This is a genomic window from Kitasatospora sp. NPDC029312 (genome assembly GCF_055569215.1).
The window spans coordinates 25,865-39,778 of sequence record NZ_JBVHXY010000060.1 but is presented as its reverse complement, the minus strand read 5'-3'; the positions used below and the strand labels follow the sequence as shown (position 1 = coordinate 39,778).

Sequence of the window (13,914 nt, the reverse complement as noted above, 5' to 3'; positions counted from 1 at the left end):
GCTACGAACGCAAGGGCGAGCACTTCGCAGCCTTCGCCAGCATCGCCGTGGCCGTCATCTGCTACCGCAGACTCTCCAAATGAGATGACTCCTTACTCCCTTCACGTGTGGCCGCCGGGGGCGCACCGGTCAAGGTGGCCCCCGGCCCGCTCGCTCGCGCGGATACCCGCCGTCAGGGGACCGTGGCTGCGGGCGATCTACGACCGTCGATACTGACCCGACAGGGGCAGCGCGGACCGGACCGGTTCTTCGCCGCCACGACCCTCCGCTGAGCGCCGATCGGTGGATGCCGATGCCGGTCAGCGGCGCCGGCGGCGCCACCGCTCGGTGAGGGGGAGGTTCCGCACCGAGGCGCGGTCGTGCTCGTCCGCCGGAAGCCCCAGCTGCTCGCGCACGAGCAGCCGGCTTCTGCGCACGGATGAGAGTGGGCGCAGAGCCGGGTGATCGGAGTCCGGCGCGTCGGGCTGCTCCAGCGTCAGAACGATGCGCAGCGCCTCGTCGTAGTACTCCAGCGCCCGCTCCGGCCGACCGGCCCTGGCCAGGTAGCCGGCCAGTTCGTCGTAGTCGCGCCAGTCCCGCCGCGAGGAGGCCAGACGTTCGGCCTTCCCGACCACCTCCCAGGCCTCCTCCTCCCGCCCCACCAGGAAGAGCGAGCAGGCGAGGACCGGTGAGCCGGCGTCGGACGGGTCCCCGCTCTCCGCGGCGACCCGGGTCAGGAGGTCGATCGCCCGGTCGTACTCTCCGGCCTCCGACCAGTGATCGGCCGCCTGTGCCAGGAACGCGAGGCGGTCCTCGCCGCTGGTCCGCTCAGCGGCCTCTTCGAGTGCCCGAGCCTCCTTCGCCCAGTCCGGTTCCGACTTACCCATCCTCACCACTTCCGCGATTTCCGGCAGCACGGCCGGGAGTTCTATCAAGGCAAACCATAAAATTTGGGGTGCGGGGCGCCGTAACGCCCCACACCCCGACTCGTCAATACCCCGGGCTAATGCCCGATCTTATTCCTTCATCAGCCCCGATGGCGTCGCTGGGTTGCCAGGTGGAGCTTCATTCCGATGCTGGTCCGAGGAACCTGAAGCCCACCGGCGCGCAGGACGGTACCACAGTACGTCAGGCAACTGTTGGTGTGGGCGTTGTACTGACCGACGCTCTTCGGCCGCTTGGAATACGCGTTGTTCATTGCCCCGTGCGCTGCCTCCGGGTGCGGGATATGGATGTCGAATGCGCGGTTGAAATTCCCGTGCCTGCTGGTCCTCGGCTCGTCCTTCTTTCCGGGCTTCAGGTTTCCGTTGCTCAGGTGCCCGTGCGCATGCCGGGAGCCCCCGGGTCCGTGGACCACGATGCTGTAGTGCTCGTTGCCCGTGCGCCCGTAGTGGTACACGGTGGCGTTCGGCGTACCCCGGCGCCCCGCCCGCGCTGCTCCCACGAAGGCCGCGATGGTCCCGGTGCCTCCCTGGGAGATGCCGGTGATGACGCCACCGGGGTCGTGCGAGTAGGTGGCGGTGCCGTCCGAGGCGACCTCGTTGCCGGTGCCCGAGTAGGCCAGCGCGGTCGGCCCGGTGGTCACCATCCGGTCGAGGGCGCCGTAGTCGTAGCTCTGCGCTCCGTCGGCCTTGAGCCGGTCGAACGCGTCGAACTGCATGACCTCGGTGGCCGTCGACCCGTTCGGGGTCTTGCCGGACATGGTGCCGCGGGCGGTGTAGGTGTAGCTCGCGGTGCCGTCCGAGATCAGCCGGTTCCGGGCGTCGTAGGTCTGCGCCCGCGAGCCGATCTGGGTGCGGTTACCGGACGCGTCGTAGGCGTACGCCGTGTTCGCGGTCCCGTTGTTCCACGAGGTCAGACGCCCGGTCTGGTCGTAGGTGTAGGTGTTGGTCGCTGCGCCGGCGAAGCCCGTGGTGGTCTTCGACGTCATCTGGTCGTCGAGGTTGTAGGCGTACGCGATCGACGAGACGGTGGCACCACCGGCGGTGGTTACCGTATCGCTGGTGAGCCGGTGCAGCGGGTCGAAGACGAGGTTCCTGGTGTTGTTGCCGGTCCCGTAGTTGACGGTGGTGGGCTGGGAGTCCTTGTCGTATCCGTAGGTGGCCGTGGTCGCTGAGGCCGGATCGGCGTGGGTGGCCAGTCGGCCGGCCTTGTCGTAGGTGTAGGTGCCGGAGACGTCCGTCCTGGTGGTCGTCTTCCCCGCGCCGTCATAGGCGAAGGAGGAGGTCCCGGAGGGGCCCGCGGCGGACAGCAGCTGTCCGCGGTCGTTGTAGGCGAAGGTGTCGTTGGTGGTGGGCGTGCTCGCGAAGGTGGTTCGGCCCATCAGGTCGTAGCCGAGAGTGTGATCCCGGGTGGCGCTCTCGGCGCCGGTACCGGTCTCCTTGGTCAGCCGTCCGAGCTGGTCGTAGGTGCGGTTGCGGGTGACCCCGCCCGGCTCCGCCAGGGTGACGGGCTGTCCGTCCGCGTCGTAGCCGGTGGTGTAGGTGCGGTCGCCCGCGTTGGGGTAGGCCGTGGTGATCGGTTCGATCTGAGACTCGGGCAGGTTCCAGCTGTTGTAGGTGGTCAGGAAGTTGTTGCCGCGCCCGTCGGTGTAGCCGGTGCGGTTGCCGGCCGCGTCGTAGCCGATGGAGGTGGTGATGGTCGCGCCGGGCGCAGTCGTCTCCGTCTCGGTCAGCTCGTGGTGGTCGGTGTCGTAGGTGTAGGTCACCGCGTAGCCGAGCGCCGAGGTCGCGGAGGTGATGTTGCCCGCGGCGTCGTAGGCCAGGCCGTGCGTGCGCAGGGCGGTGCCGGTGGCGTCGAAGTCGCTCACCGACGTGATCCGGCCGGCCGGGTCGTAGACCGTGCTCTGGCCGGTGCCCGACGGGTCGGTGATCTTCACCTGGCGGCCGAGGGCGTCGTACGTGTAGGTGGTGGTGTTGCCGAAGGCGTCGGTCTGGCTCGTCCTCTCGTGGGCCAGGTTGTAGCCGTAGGTGGTGACGACCCCGGTCGGGGAGGTCTCCGAGGCCAGGTCGTCGGTGCTGCTGTACGCCAGCGTGGTGGTGTACGCAGCGGCCGACGGGGAGCGCTCGACCATGGTCTCGGTCAGCTTGCGGCCCATGAAGTCGTACGTGGCCTGCTGGACCGCACCGGTCGGGTCGGTCTGAGAGAGCTGCTCACCCACGGCGTCGTAGCTGTAGTGCCACACGCCGCCGGTGGTCGCCCCGCCCACGGCCGGGTCGGTCTTGGTGACCTCGCGGCCCAGCTGGTCGTAGACGTAGCTGGTGGTGTTGCCGAGCGGGTCGGTGTGCGAGACCAGCTGGTCGAGCTTGTCGTAGGTGTTGCTCGTGGACGGGGTGATCGCGGTCGTGGCGCCGGGGGCCGTGTAGGACGGCTCGATGGTGCCGGTGACCTTGCCCACCGCGTCGTAGGTGGTGTACCAGACGTTGCCCCGCTCGTCGGAGTGCGAGGTCTGGTCGCCGAAGGTGTCGTAGCCGAAGGTGAGGTACGGCGCGGCGGTCACGGCCGTGCCTCCCACCGCCTCGACGGAGCGGGTCGGCTCGGAGGTGTAGGCGTGACCCTGGCGTCGTCGACGCCGTCGTGATACCCGTCATGGGATGCGCAGCCCGGCTCGGAACGCGGTCGACGCGTCGCCCGCGATCGACACCAGGAGTCTGTCACCGCCGTTTGATTCGACCCGCACGTGAACGTCACCCGGTCGTCCCATCGCCACGCCCTGCCGCCCGGTGAACTCCAGTCGGCCGCCGGGTGCCGGCACCATGCCGTACCGCACCAGGTAGGCACCGAGCGCTCCGTGCCCGTTGCCGGTCACGGGATCCTCGGCGATGCCGATCGCCGGCGCGAACATCCGGGACCAGGTGAGCGGGCCGCCTTCGGCGGCGTCCCGGGTGAACACGAAGAAGCCGTTGCTGCCCACCTCGTGGCTGAGAGCCGTCAGTGCACCCGCGTCCGGTCGCAGCCTGTCCACCATCGCACGGTCGTGCAGTTCGACGAGCACCTTGGAGTGACCGGTGGACACGATCTGGACGGGGCCGTTCTCCTGGAGACCGTCGGATTCGGCACCGAGAGCGTGCAGAAGCCGGCCTGTCTGGGCCTGATCCAGCTCCGGCCCGAAGTCAGCGGTTCCCTGGTGTATGCCGATCCGCACCCGGTCTCCGTCCCGGTGGATGTGCACGCGCTGCAGGAGCCCGCCGCCTGTCTTCTGAACCAAGGAGCACGAAGGCAGTCCGTACTCCACGGCGCGGGCGTAGTGTGTTCCGACCGTTGCGTGCCCGCAGGTCGGGACTTCCGTGGTGGGCGTGAAGAAGCGGACCCGCACGTCGTGGTCGGGGCCGTCGGCAGGAAGGACGAAGGCCGTCTCGGAGTTGTTGAGCTCTCTGGCGACCGCGAGCATCTGTGTGTCCGTCATCCCCTCCGCGTCCAGCACGACGCCGGCGGGGTTGCCCGTGAACGGCGCGGTGGTGAAGGCGTCGACCTGATAGAGGGTCCTCATGAGGGGAACCGCCAGGCGACGGCGTCAGCGGCCACGCGGAACCCATGATGCAGCCCTGATATCTGCAGTACGGCCCGGGCGGGACGGTGCGGGCCGAGTTTCTCGCCGACGACAGCGTTGACGGCCTCCCAATCGGAGATCTCGGCCAGGTAGAGGTTGAGTTTCACGATTGAGTCCACTCCGGCTCCAGCGGATTCGATGATCGCGACGACGTTGGCCAGTGCTTGTCGGGTCTGGTCGGCTATGTCGGAGTCGGGAGTGATGCCACCGCCCACGGGCAGTTGGGCGGACACCCACACGGCGCCGTCCGGTGTGATGACGGCCTGCGCATAGTGCCCGAGCGGTTCGGGGGCCGCGTCAGTGGCGAGAGAGTCGAGTACTGGCATGTCAGGTCACCGCGTGGTGGGGACGGTGTGGTCGGCGGCTTCCTGCGCCAGCTGGATCAGCGTCCGGACCGCCGCTCCCGTTCCGCCGCGGGGGGTGTAGCCGTAGGGGCTGCCCTCGTGGAAGGCGGGTCCGGCGATGTCCAGGTGAGCCCAGACGGTGCCGTCCGGCACGAACTCCTTGAGGAAAAGGCCTGCCACCAGGCCCGCGCCCATCCGCTCACCGCTGTTGGCGAGGTCGGCGACGGACGAATCCAGGCTGCGGCGCAGCTCGACGGGCATCGGCATCGGCCAGGCCGACTCCCCACCACGTGCGGCAGCCGCCACGACACGGTCGCGGAACGCCTCGTCGTCGGACATCACGGCGAAGACCTGGTTGCCGAGGGCGATCCGCATGGCGCCGGTCAGGGTGGCCACGTCCACGATGGCGTCCGGTCCGTCCTCGCCGGCCCGGACGATGGCGTCGGCGAGCACCAAGCGTCCTTCGGCGTCGGTGTTGAGGACCTCGACGGTCTTGCCGCCGTACATCCGCAGGACGTCGCCGGGGCGGGTGGCCGAACCGGAAGGCATGTTTTCCGCCAGCGCCAGCCACCCGGTGACCTCCACCCGCAGGTTCAGCCGGGCTGCGGCCACCACGGCGGCGAGCACCGCGGCGGCACCGGACATATCGCGCTTCATGATCTCGTTGAAGCCCACCGGCTTCAACGAGATGCCGCCCGAGTCGTAGGTGATGCCCTTGCCGATGAATGCAAGGCGCGTCGTCGCCTCCGGATGCGTGTGGACGACCTTCACCAGTCGCGGCGGCCGGGCCGACCCCCGGCCGACGCCGAGGATGCCGCCGAAGGAGCACTCGGCAAGGGCCGACTCGTCGAGGACTTCGACGATGAGCCCGTACTCCTTGCCGATCACCTCCACGGTGGCCGCAAAGCTCTCCGGGTACAGGTCGTTCGCAGGCATGTTGACGAGGTCGCGGCACCGGTTCAGCTCCTGGCCGACCACGCTGGCGCGGCGTACACCGGCTTCCACGGTCTCCCGGTCCTCAGGGCTCGCAGGAATCTCCAGCTCAAGGACCGGAGGCTTGGTACTCTCGTCGGTCCGGTAGGCGTTGAACGAATAGGCACCGAGCAGGCTGCCCAGCGCCACCGCTTCCGCCGCCTCGGCGGTTGCGATCGGAAGCGCCAGAACGGCCTTTCCGGTTCCGGCCAGGGACCGGGCAGCCGCACCTGCCGCCCGGCGCAGGGCCTCGGCGTCGTGGCTCCCGGCCGCGCCGACGGTGCCGAGGCCGACGGCGAGGATCACCCGCGCCTGTGCACCTGCGGGGGCCGGGACCTTGACCACCTCGCCCTCGGCGCCGGTCATGCCGAGGGCGGCGAGGACTCCGGTGAGCGCGCCGCGCGACATCCCGGTGACGGGATCGCCCCCGGCCACCGCGACCGGGCCGGCCGGGCCCTGGACGACGCCGATCACGACAGAGTCCACCGGCAGCGATCCCTCAGATGAAGAGCTCACCGTCAACGCGGTCATTTCAGTGGTTCCCGTTCTTTCGTTCGGTGGGTGTCAGTCAGCTGTCAGAGCGGGCGGCGACCACCGCAGCCTGGATATGCGAGGTCGTAGCCGGCCGCGTCCGCTTCCGCCGTGTCAGACCGACGCCACCGAGCACGACCAGCATTCCCAGGGCTGTTCGCAGACTGAAGGGTTCGTCGAGCACGACGGCTCCCAGCGCCACCGAGACCACAGGCAGCAGGTAGCCGACGATCGCGGCGTTGGTCGCGCCTTCGTCCGCGATGATCCGATAGGTGAGATGGAAGGTGACCCCGGTGGCGACGACACCCAGGACCGCGGTGGCGATCAGGCCTTTTAGATGCGGATGGACCGGTGTCAGACCGCCGGCCGGCAGGGTCAGCGCGGTCAGGATTGCGGCGGCGATGAGCTGGGATGCGGACAGGGCTAGGGTCGGGAATCCCTTGCCGACCAGGGTTCGTCCCATGTAGCTGAAGCCGACGGCATAGCTGATCGCCGCCACGACGATCGCCAGGGCGCCCCAGCCGACATGCCCGGTCCGCTCCCAGGGAGCGAAGATCAGCAGAACACCGGTGAACCCGAGGAGCAGTCCGCCCCAGCGGACCGGCCGGACCGCGCGCTCCGACCCCAGCGCGATGCCGATCAGCAGCGACCACAACGGGGTCGTCGCGTTCAGAACGCCGGCCAGTCCGGAGTCGATGCTCTGCTCGCCGACGCTGAACATCGCGAAGGGCAGGGCGTTGCAGAAGAAGGCCGCTGTGAAGATCCGCCTCCACGTCGCCAAGCCGCGAGGCAGACGGTGCCCGGCCCGCAGGCATCCGACCGTCAAGGCGACTGCCCCCAGCACGCAGCGCGCGAGCGTGACCTGCACCGGAGTCAACATGGCCAGGGCGATCTTGATCCACAGGAACGTCGACCCCCACAGCAGCGCGAGCATCGCCATCCTCGTCCATCCCCGAGCCCCGCCCGCCATACCGCTCACCGTCTCGTTCTCCTCCCAGGTTGTTCCCTGAACGATGCCGGGACCGGTCTGGAAGGACAAGCGAAGATAACTGCACGAGCATTAAGCTGTACTGCATGCTCGACGTGAGACGGATGCAGATCCTCCGGGCGGTGGTCAGCAACGGCTCGATGACGGCAGCAGCCGCGCAGCTGGGGTACACGCCCTCCGCCGTGAGCCAACAGGTGGCGGTGCTGGAGAAGGAAGCCGGCATCGCGCTGCTCGAACGCTTCGGCCGCGGCGTACGGCCGACAGCGGCGGGCCGGCTTCTCATCGGCTACACCGAGACGATCAGCCGGAACGTCGCCGAGGCGGAGACCGCGCTGGCCGACCTTCGCGCCGGACGTACCGGCCGCCTGGCGATCCGCTACTTCACCTCGTTCGGAGCCACTCTGGTGGCACCCGCGCTGGCCCGGCTGCGACGGGAGCATCCCGGCGTGCAGATCGACCTCCGACTGAGCGATCCGCAGGACCCGCTGTCGGAAGTGGAGCAGGGCAACGCGGACCTGGCCATCGTGGTCCGGCCCGGCGAGAAGAGCCGCCAGGGCGTCCGCCTGATGCACCTCCTCGACGACCCTTACCACGCGGTCTTGCCCGCCGACCACCCACTCGCCGCACGTCGGACGCTCAACCTGGCCGACCTCGCCGGCGAACCCTGGATCAGCAGCGAACCGCCGGGCCCATGTCTGGACGTCATGGTCGACGCCTGCGCCGCGGCGGGCTTCAGCCCCAACTTCGTCGCCACCAGCGAGGATCACGCCACCGCCCTCGGCTTCGTCGCGGCCGGTCTCGGCGTCGGCCTGATTCCACGGCTGGGCCTTGCCGGCCGTCCTCCGGGCGTCGCCGTACGGAAGGTGCACCGTCCGGCGGCTGTCCGGCCGATCTACGTGGCCGTTCAGGAAGCCGCGCTGACGCAGCCGGCCATGCACACCCTCCTGGACGCGCTGCGCGAGGCCGCCGAGTCCAGGGGCTGAAACGTCTCAGAAAGTGTTGGGTAATTGATCAGCGTGCTGTGATGCGCTGGTGGTGATCTTCGCCGTCGAGGCGTCCACGAAGATCGCCGCCATGTGCGTCTGTGCGTGCAGGCCCTCCTTCGACTCGTCGTTGACGGATGCTCAGTGGGCAATGACCGAGCCGCTGCTGCCGGTTCGGGATCCGCGGTGGGCCAGCCGTCCGTTGAAGTTCCCGCGCCGGCTGGTTGTGGACACCGTCCTGTACGTGCTGGTCACGGGCTGTGCGTGGAGGCTGGTGCCGCATGACCTCGCGCCCTGGGACGTGGCGTACCGGTGGTTCCGGGCCTGGGCGGCGGACGGCACCTGGGAGGGGGCGTCAGCCGGCAGACACGGGCAGGTTCCGTCGATCGCCCCCGCTGCAGGCGGCTTCGACCTGACGCGCCCCAACTGTGAAGCCTGTAACGGCATCGTGGGACTTCGGGCGTACCGGATGCTGAACGGAAAATCGAACCTCAGCCGGGCAGGTGGCAGCGTCCGTTGCGCGGAGCGGAACGGACGAACGCGTGAGCGGATCGGTCAGGCTGCGGGTGCGAGGGTGACCTGGTGACCGAGGGCCTGGAGCTGGCGGACGAGGTCGCGGGTCTTGCGGGCGCTGTTCAGGCGGCGCTGGTGCCAGTCCGCGCCGAGGTCCTGGTAGCGGGTGTCAGGGTCGTTGATCAGGTGCCAGGCGATGACGAGGATCGAGCGGGCGACGGCGACCAGCGCCTTGGCGTGGCCCCGGCGTTTGACGATCCGCCGGTAGCGGGCGCCGAGGAAGGTGTCCGTGCGGGCGGCGGCGTTGGCTGCTTCGCCCAGGGCGCCCTTGAGCCGGCCTGCGCCGACTCTCCCACCCCTTACGGGCCGCTCAAATCGCCGAGATTTCGAGTGGATTCATGTAGTCGCGGAATCGGGTTACGTACCCGTCTCGACGTGTGACGAACCAGATGTAACTCAGGTCGATCGATGATCCGTCCACGGAGCGGTGATGACGGGCGACTGCCTCGACGATCAGATCGTCGCCGGTTTCGTAGGCTCGGACGTCCGTAAGAGAGCCGTAGCGAAGCTGACCCCCGTCGAGCAGGCCCCGCATGAAAGCGCCGATCGCCTCTCGGCCCGTCAGCCGCACCGGACCGGTGGGGGTGAAGGGAATCTCGTAGAGCGCATCCGGAGCGAAGATCGATGTGAAGCCGTCGAGGTCACCGGCCCATAGGGAGTCGAGTGCGCAAGAGAACCACGATGGCAGGTTGGATGATGAAGCCATTACGTCCCCAGTGAGGTGTTCTACCTGTGTGCTCTGAAGAGCCTAACAGCATTACGGACCGACAGTCCGAAAATGAGGAGCCGAGGCGGGGACGCCCTCGGACCTCGCCTGAGGTCGTACTCGCGGCCGCGGACAGCCTCTTCGCGCGAGCTGACGTCAGCAGCGTCTCCCTGGACGACATCTCAGCGCAGGCACAGGTCGGGAAAGGCACGATCTTCCGACTCTTCGGCAGTCGCGACGGCCTGCTGGATGCGCTGTGGGCCACCAAAGCCCAAGGTCTTCGCGATCAGGTGGACAACGGGCCCCCACCACTCGGCCCCGGAGCACCCCCGCGGGACCGAGCCGTCGCCTTCCTTGATGCGGTGCTCACATTCAAGCTCGACAACCGCAACCTGCTGAGAGCTCGAGAAGCCACAGCCTCAGGACTGCTGCAAAGCGAGCAGTACCGGTGGATGCGGGACCTGCTGGCACGGACCGCGATGGAGGCCGTCCCCACCCTGACAGCCGAGGACGCCGAATACCTGGCGCACGTCCTGCTGGCCGCCGCACAGATCGAACTCATCGACGAACTACTGGCATCCGGACAGACACCCGACGCGATACGCCGAATCCAACGAGCGCATGTACTCGCCGTCTTGAGCAGCAAACTCAGTTAGGCAGTGTCGATTGATCGCCGACCAGCCCAGGGAAGATGCCCGCAATGAGGAGTTGTCTCACACTGGCGGCGACCGCCGCGCCGGCCTCCGCCAGAATCCGCATCGCCGTTTCGCGGATCGACACATCGGCGGTGAACGCCCCCGCTCGAACGCGGCCAGTGCCGCAGGGCGGCGCGCGGCCGGGGTGCTCTGGGCTGCTGCAGTGTCGACCGCACGCACGGCGCCCAGGACCTCGTCACCGCCCGCAGCCAGCTCCACCACATCGACGAGGTCGCCTCGCCGGACGCCGTTTCGTAGGCGACGACCCGACCCGGCTTGGGCGGGATGCTCGGCTCGGTGCTGTCGAACGCCGACGTTTGGGTGCTGCTCGCCGCCCTGGCGTTCCTGGTCAGCACGACGAGGTGACCTGGCGCTGAGCCTCAGCTGGAGGCCGGCCCGCTGCCCGCTCGGGGGTTCGGGCGCGGACCGGTTCCCCCCAGTGTGTGCGGGCGGGCGGCGTGGTGCCGCTCGGGTTGGTCCGAGGAGGTCAGGGAGTGTCGCCGGCCCAGTCCCAGCGGGACGGGTCGGTGGGGCGGGTCGTAGTGGGCGCGGCCGCCGGCACCGTACCGGCTGATCTCGGTAACCAGCGCGGCGCCGTCGGCGAACTGCTGACCGGACGCGGCCGAGGCGCCAGCCGGGGCAGGCCCCGGAGCGGTAGGGGGTGCGCTCGGTCGCGGCCCTGCACCGTGTGCAGGTCATCATCTGGGCGTCTTCCTCGCCGGGATGCGTCACCGGTCGTCCCGCTCGTCTTCGTGGTCCTGGTCCTCATCGACCGTACGGGGGCGGCGCGGCAGGGCGGCGGCGGTGGCGGGGTGAGGTCCGCCACCCACTATCCGGCCCGCCCGGCCGGGCCGGAGCGGCGTCCGGCCTTCGCCGGGCGTTCACCCTCAGCACGGGCCCTGTCAGACGACACGAGATTGTCAGCACGCAGTGACATGCGGCGTGTCAGTCCGCTGCCCCGCCGTTGGAGGAGGACGGGGCGGTGGCGTTCGTGGTGTGCTGGGTCGCTGAAAAGCGGGTTAGGCGGTCTGCGGAGGGACGGCGTCCGCCGACCACCGCTTGTAGGTGTAGCCCAGCGCTCGGGTGTCGAGGACGCTGGCGACGGTCACGTCGAAGGGCACCAGGATGTCGGTCGCTTGGACATGGTCACCGTTGTAAGTGCCGGCCAGGGCCGGGTTCCGCTGCTGCCACTCGGACCAGAGCACGTCGATGAAGCACTCGCTGACCCAGAAGATCGGATCGTTCGGTGAATACATGTACGACATGTCACCGACGCTGCCGCCGATGCCCGTGTGCACGTTTCCGTTCGGGCCGGCCTCCAGGGACCGGCGAAGCTCGTCATACGACGTCGAACTGGTCAAGATGTGCTCCAGCGCCTGCCAGGAGTAGAACGCGGGGATCGTGTTCCCTCCGCTGAACTGGCGTTGCAGCAGGTGCTTTCTTGGAGTGGTGCACTGCCAGTTTGTGAACGGTCCGGTGTCCACGACGTGGTCGGTCTTCCTGCCGTTGCCGCCGAAATAGGTGTTGGTGAAGACGATGGAGCGTTCCGGAGACTGGGAGTCCAGGCTCCAGTCCCAGTACGGCAAGACCACCGACGGGTTGATCCTCCGCAATTCCTCCTCGAAGCGGGAGAGGTACTTCCGCGTCCAGGGCAGGAAGGCCGGGACCCCGTGCGAGGCAGGCACGTTGTCGTAGTGATAGCGCACCAGGGTGTCGTAGAGCCCGGAAGCATGGACCTTGCGGACGGCGTCCACGAAGTCCTGCCACTGCTGCGCGCTCAGCTCCCGGATCTCGGGGCGGACGACCACCGTGGCGGAAGCCGCCGCGCCGGCGGCCGAGGCAGTCCGTCCTCCTAGTCCCGCCCCGATGGCTGCAACCGCCCCGAGCCTCAGTACGTGCCGCCGGTCCATGGCCCTCACCCCTCCATGCCGAGCCGCCGGCACCTCCAGCGGTCCAAGAGACCAACGACCACGCGCACCCGAAGATGCGCCCGACGCGATCACAGCACCAACGGTGATCCGATCGACGTCCTCCCGGCCACATCGCGTACAGCCTGCGGATACTCTCCGAACCGTCACCGCCTACCGACACGCCCCCTGTCACCGACCGCTGACATCTCATGTCGTCTCCCACTGACTCTCTGACGTCGCCGACACAGGCCCAAGCAGCGTCCGGCCTTCGCCGGGCGCTCACCATCAACACGGCCCCACAGGGTGGGAACCCCTGCCGTCCGGACCGTCACCCACACACACCACCCACCACCAGCAACCAGGGCACAGAGACGGACAGAAGGGGTTCGTCTGATTTTCCGGGGCCGAGGAATGTGTTTTGAACTGCGGAAACGCGCGGAGAACGCCGGAAGCGACGGGGTACCTACGGTGGTACCTGCGCCCGCACCTGCGGTGGCGCCCCCGCTGGTGCCTGCGGTGGTGCCTACGTGCAGCCGCCGCGGCGGTCCCGCCCGCTCCCAGGCGGCCCGCAGCGCGCCCCGGCGAGCACTCTGCGGGCCGGCTCCTCGGCCATTCCCGAGGGCGGCCCGGCGGTGGGAAAGGTGCACCAGGCCCTGACCGATCTCTTCGAACAGTGGGCGGTACTGCGCCCCTCGTGGTTCATGCAGAACTTCACCGGCGCGCACGCGCACGCCCGCAGTATCCGCGACGAGGGCATCATTTGGACCGCCACCGAAAGCGGCCGGGTGGGCTTCGTCGACGCCGAGGACATCGCGGCCGTCGCCGTACGCGCTCTGACCGACGAGCAAGCCCCCAACACCGATCTCGTCCTCACCGGACCCGAGGCACTCGGCCACGACGACATCGCCACGATCATCACCGAGGTCACCGACCGGCCCGTGGCCCACCACCGCCTTTCCTACGAGCAGATGCGCGACCGCCTCACGACGCAGGTGCCGGTGGAGTTCGCCGCAATGCTGGCAGGCATGGACCGTGCCATCGCCGAAGGGGCGGAGGACCGCATCACCGACACTGTCCAGCGCCTCACCGGTCGGCCCCCGCACACCTTCCGCGCCGTCCTTGAGAGGGAGACGCGATACAGCAGCTGATGTTCCAGGACGATCGGCGCCATCACCGCCCTGGACCCGCCGCAGGCGCCGGGCCCCGTAACCGGTCCGGCCGACCAGGGGTTGTTCTGCCCGAATCGCCCAGGTCTTCGGCCTGCCAAGGCGCGCCGCGCACTGCTGGAGCTGTCCACCGCCCGCGCGACGGCGCGCGGCCGCGTCGGCTGGCCCGGTCTACCAGCGGGTGAGGTCCTCCTCCAACGCGCGGCGCAGCAGGGCGAGGAGCGAGCGGGCGGCGCGGCGGCCTGGACGGCGCCGCCAACACGTCACAGGGCGCGACAGCACCCCACGCGACAAGGGGACGTGACAGCCCCCGGACGGCAGCCCCGACTCGCCCGATCTACTGAGGCACCAGCGATACGCGGATCACGCTGTCGGCCTCCTGGAACAGGTCAGGAGACCGCCGGGGGGGGGGGGGGGGGGGGGGGGGGGGAGGGGGGGGGGGGGGGGGGGGGGGTGGGGGGGGGGGGGGGGGGGGGGGGGGAGGAGGGTTGGTCCCTGTGGCTTTCTTCTTTGGTGGT

Annotated in this window: 11 protein-coding genes and 2 pseudogenes; 5 read left to right on the top strand and 8 right to left on the bottom strand. The window is 69.1% G+C overall.

Translation table 11 applies throughout. The features are described 5' to 3' along the window. Positions 1-299: 299 nt before the first annotated feature. The 6 genes from ACZ4WV_RS32700 to ACZ4WV_RS32675 all read right to left on the bottom strand — a co-directional run bounded on the left by ACZ4WV_RS32700 (position 300) and on the right by ACZ4WV_RS32675 (position 7,345). Positions 300-866: a tetratricopeptide repeat protein gene (locus ACZ4WV_RS32700; protein ID WP_465752269.1), complete on the bottom strand. Its 567-nt coding sequence runs from the start codon at positions 864-866 to the stop codon at positions 300-302. 140 nt (positions 867-1,006) lie between these two features. Beyond that, on the bottom strand, positions 1,007-3,478 hold the full coding sequence (locus ACZ4WV_RS32695) for a hypothetical protein (protein ID WP_465752268.1): 2,472 nt from the start codon (positions 3,476-3,478) through the stop codon (positions 1,007-1,009). Between the two features lie 87 nt (positions 3,479-3,565). Next, positions 3,566-4,468 carry a PhzF family phenazine biosynthesis isomerase gene (locus ACZ4WV_RS32690; RefSeq protein ID WP_465752267.1) on the bottom strand — a complete coding sequence of 301 codons (903 nt, stop codon included), beginning with the start codon at positions 4,466-4,468 and terminating at the stop codon, positions 3,566-3,568. Continuing rightward, positions 4,465-4,854, bottom strand: a complete 390-nt coding sequence (locus ACZ4WV_RS32685) for a RidA family protein (RefSeq protein WP_465752266.1) — start codon at positions 4,852-4,854, stop codon at positions 4,465-4,467. Before ACZ4WV_RS32685 ends, ACZ4WV_RS32690 begins: the two co-directional genes overlap by 4 nt. A gap of 6 nt (positions 4,855-4,860) precedes the next feature. Beyond that, positions 4,861-6,375: a leucyl aminopeptidase gene (locus ACZ4WV_RS32680; protein ID WP_465752265.1), complete on the bottom strand. Its 1,515-nt coding sequence runs from the start codon at positions 6,373-6,375 to the stop codon at positions 4,861-4,863. Between the two features lie 37 nt (positions 6,376-6,412). After that, entirely contained in the window at positions 6,413-7,345 is a 933-nt protein-coding gene (locus ACZ4WV_RS32675; RefSeq protein ID WP_465752271.1) for a DMT family transporter, read from the bottom strand. Between the two features lie 104 nt (positions 7,346-7,449). Between ACZ4WV_RS32675 and ACZ4WV_RS32670 the strand changes: the two genes are divergently transcribed. Together ACZ4WV_RS32670 and ACZ4WV_RS32665 are read left to right on the top strand one after the other, a co-directional pair. Then, positions 7,450-8,346 (top strand): LysR family transcriptional regulator, encoded by an 897-nt coding sequence (locus ACZ4WV_RS32670; protein WP_465752264.1) that lies wholly within the window; start codon positions 7,450-7,452, stop codon positions 8,344-8,346. Positions 8,347-8,395: 49 nt separating this feature from the next. Beyond that, the gene (locus tag ACZ4WV_RS32665; RefSeq protein ID WP_465752263.1) at positions 8,396-8,932 is read left to right on the top strand and encodes a transposase; all 537 of its coding nucleotides are present in this window, start codon (positions 8,396-8,398) and stop codon (positions 8,930-8,932) included. A gap of 297 nt (positions 8,933-9,229) precedes the next feature. On the opposite strand, the gene ACZ4WV_RS32660 is transcribed toward ACZ4WV_RS32665, so the two are convergent. Next, positions 9,230-9,625, bottom strand: a complete 396-nt coding sequence (locus ACZ4WV_RS32660; protein ID WP_465752262.1) for a nuclear transport factor 2 family protein — start codon at positions 9,623-9,625, stop codon at positions 9,230-9,232. Between the two features lie 26 nt (positions 9,626-9,651). On the opposite strand from ACZ4WV_RS32660, the pseudogene ACZ4WV_RS32655 reads away from it, so the two are divergent. Together ACZ4WV_RS32655 and ACZ4WV_RS32650 are read left to right on the top strand one after the other, a co-directional pair. Further along, positions 9,652-9,870: pseudogene (locus ACZ4WV_RS32655) on the top strand (helix-turn-helix domain-containing protein); the annotation flags it as partial. Between the two features lie 117 nt (positions 9,871-9,987). Further along, positions 9,988-10,281: a hypothetical protein gene (locus ACZ4WV_RS32650; RefSeq protein WP_465752272.1), complete on the top strand. Its 294-nt coding sequence runs from the start codon at positions 9,988-9,990 to the stop codon at positions 10,279-10,281. A gap of 1,058 nt (positions 10,282-11,339) precedes the next feature. Here the strand turns inward: ACZ4WV_RS32650 and ACZ4WV_RS32645 are convergent. Next, entirely contained in the window at positions 11,340-12,230 is an 891-nt protein-coding gene (locus ACZ4WV_RS32645; protein ID WP_465752261.1) for a tyrosinase family protein, read from the bottom strand. 602 nt (positions 12,231-12,832) lie between these two features. On the opposite strand from ACZ4WV_RS32645, the pseudogene ACZ4WV_RS32640 reads away from it, so the two are divergent. Further along, positions 12,833-13,378, top strand: a pseudogene (locus tag ACZ4WV_RS32640) (NmrA family NAD(P)-binding protein); the annotation flags it as partial. Between the last annotated feature and the right edge of the window lie 536 nt (positions 13,379-13,914).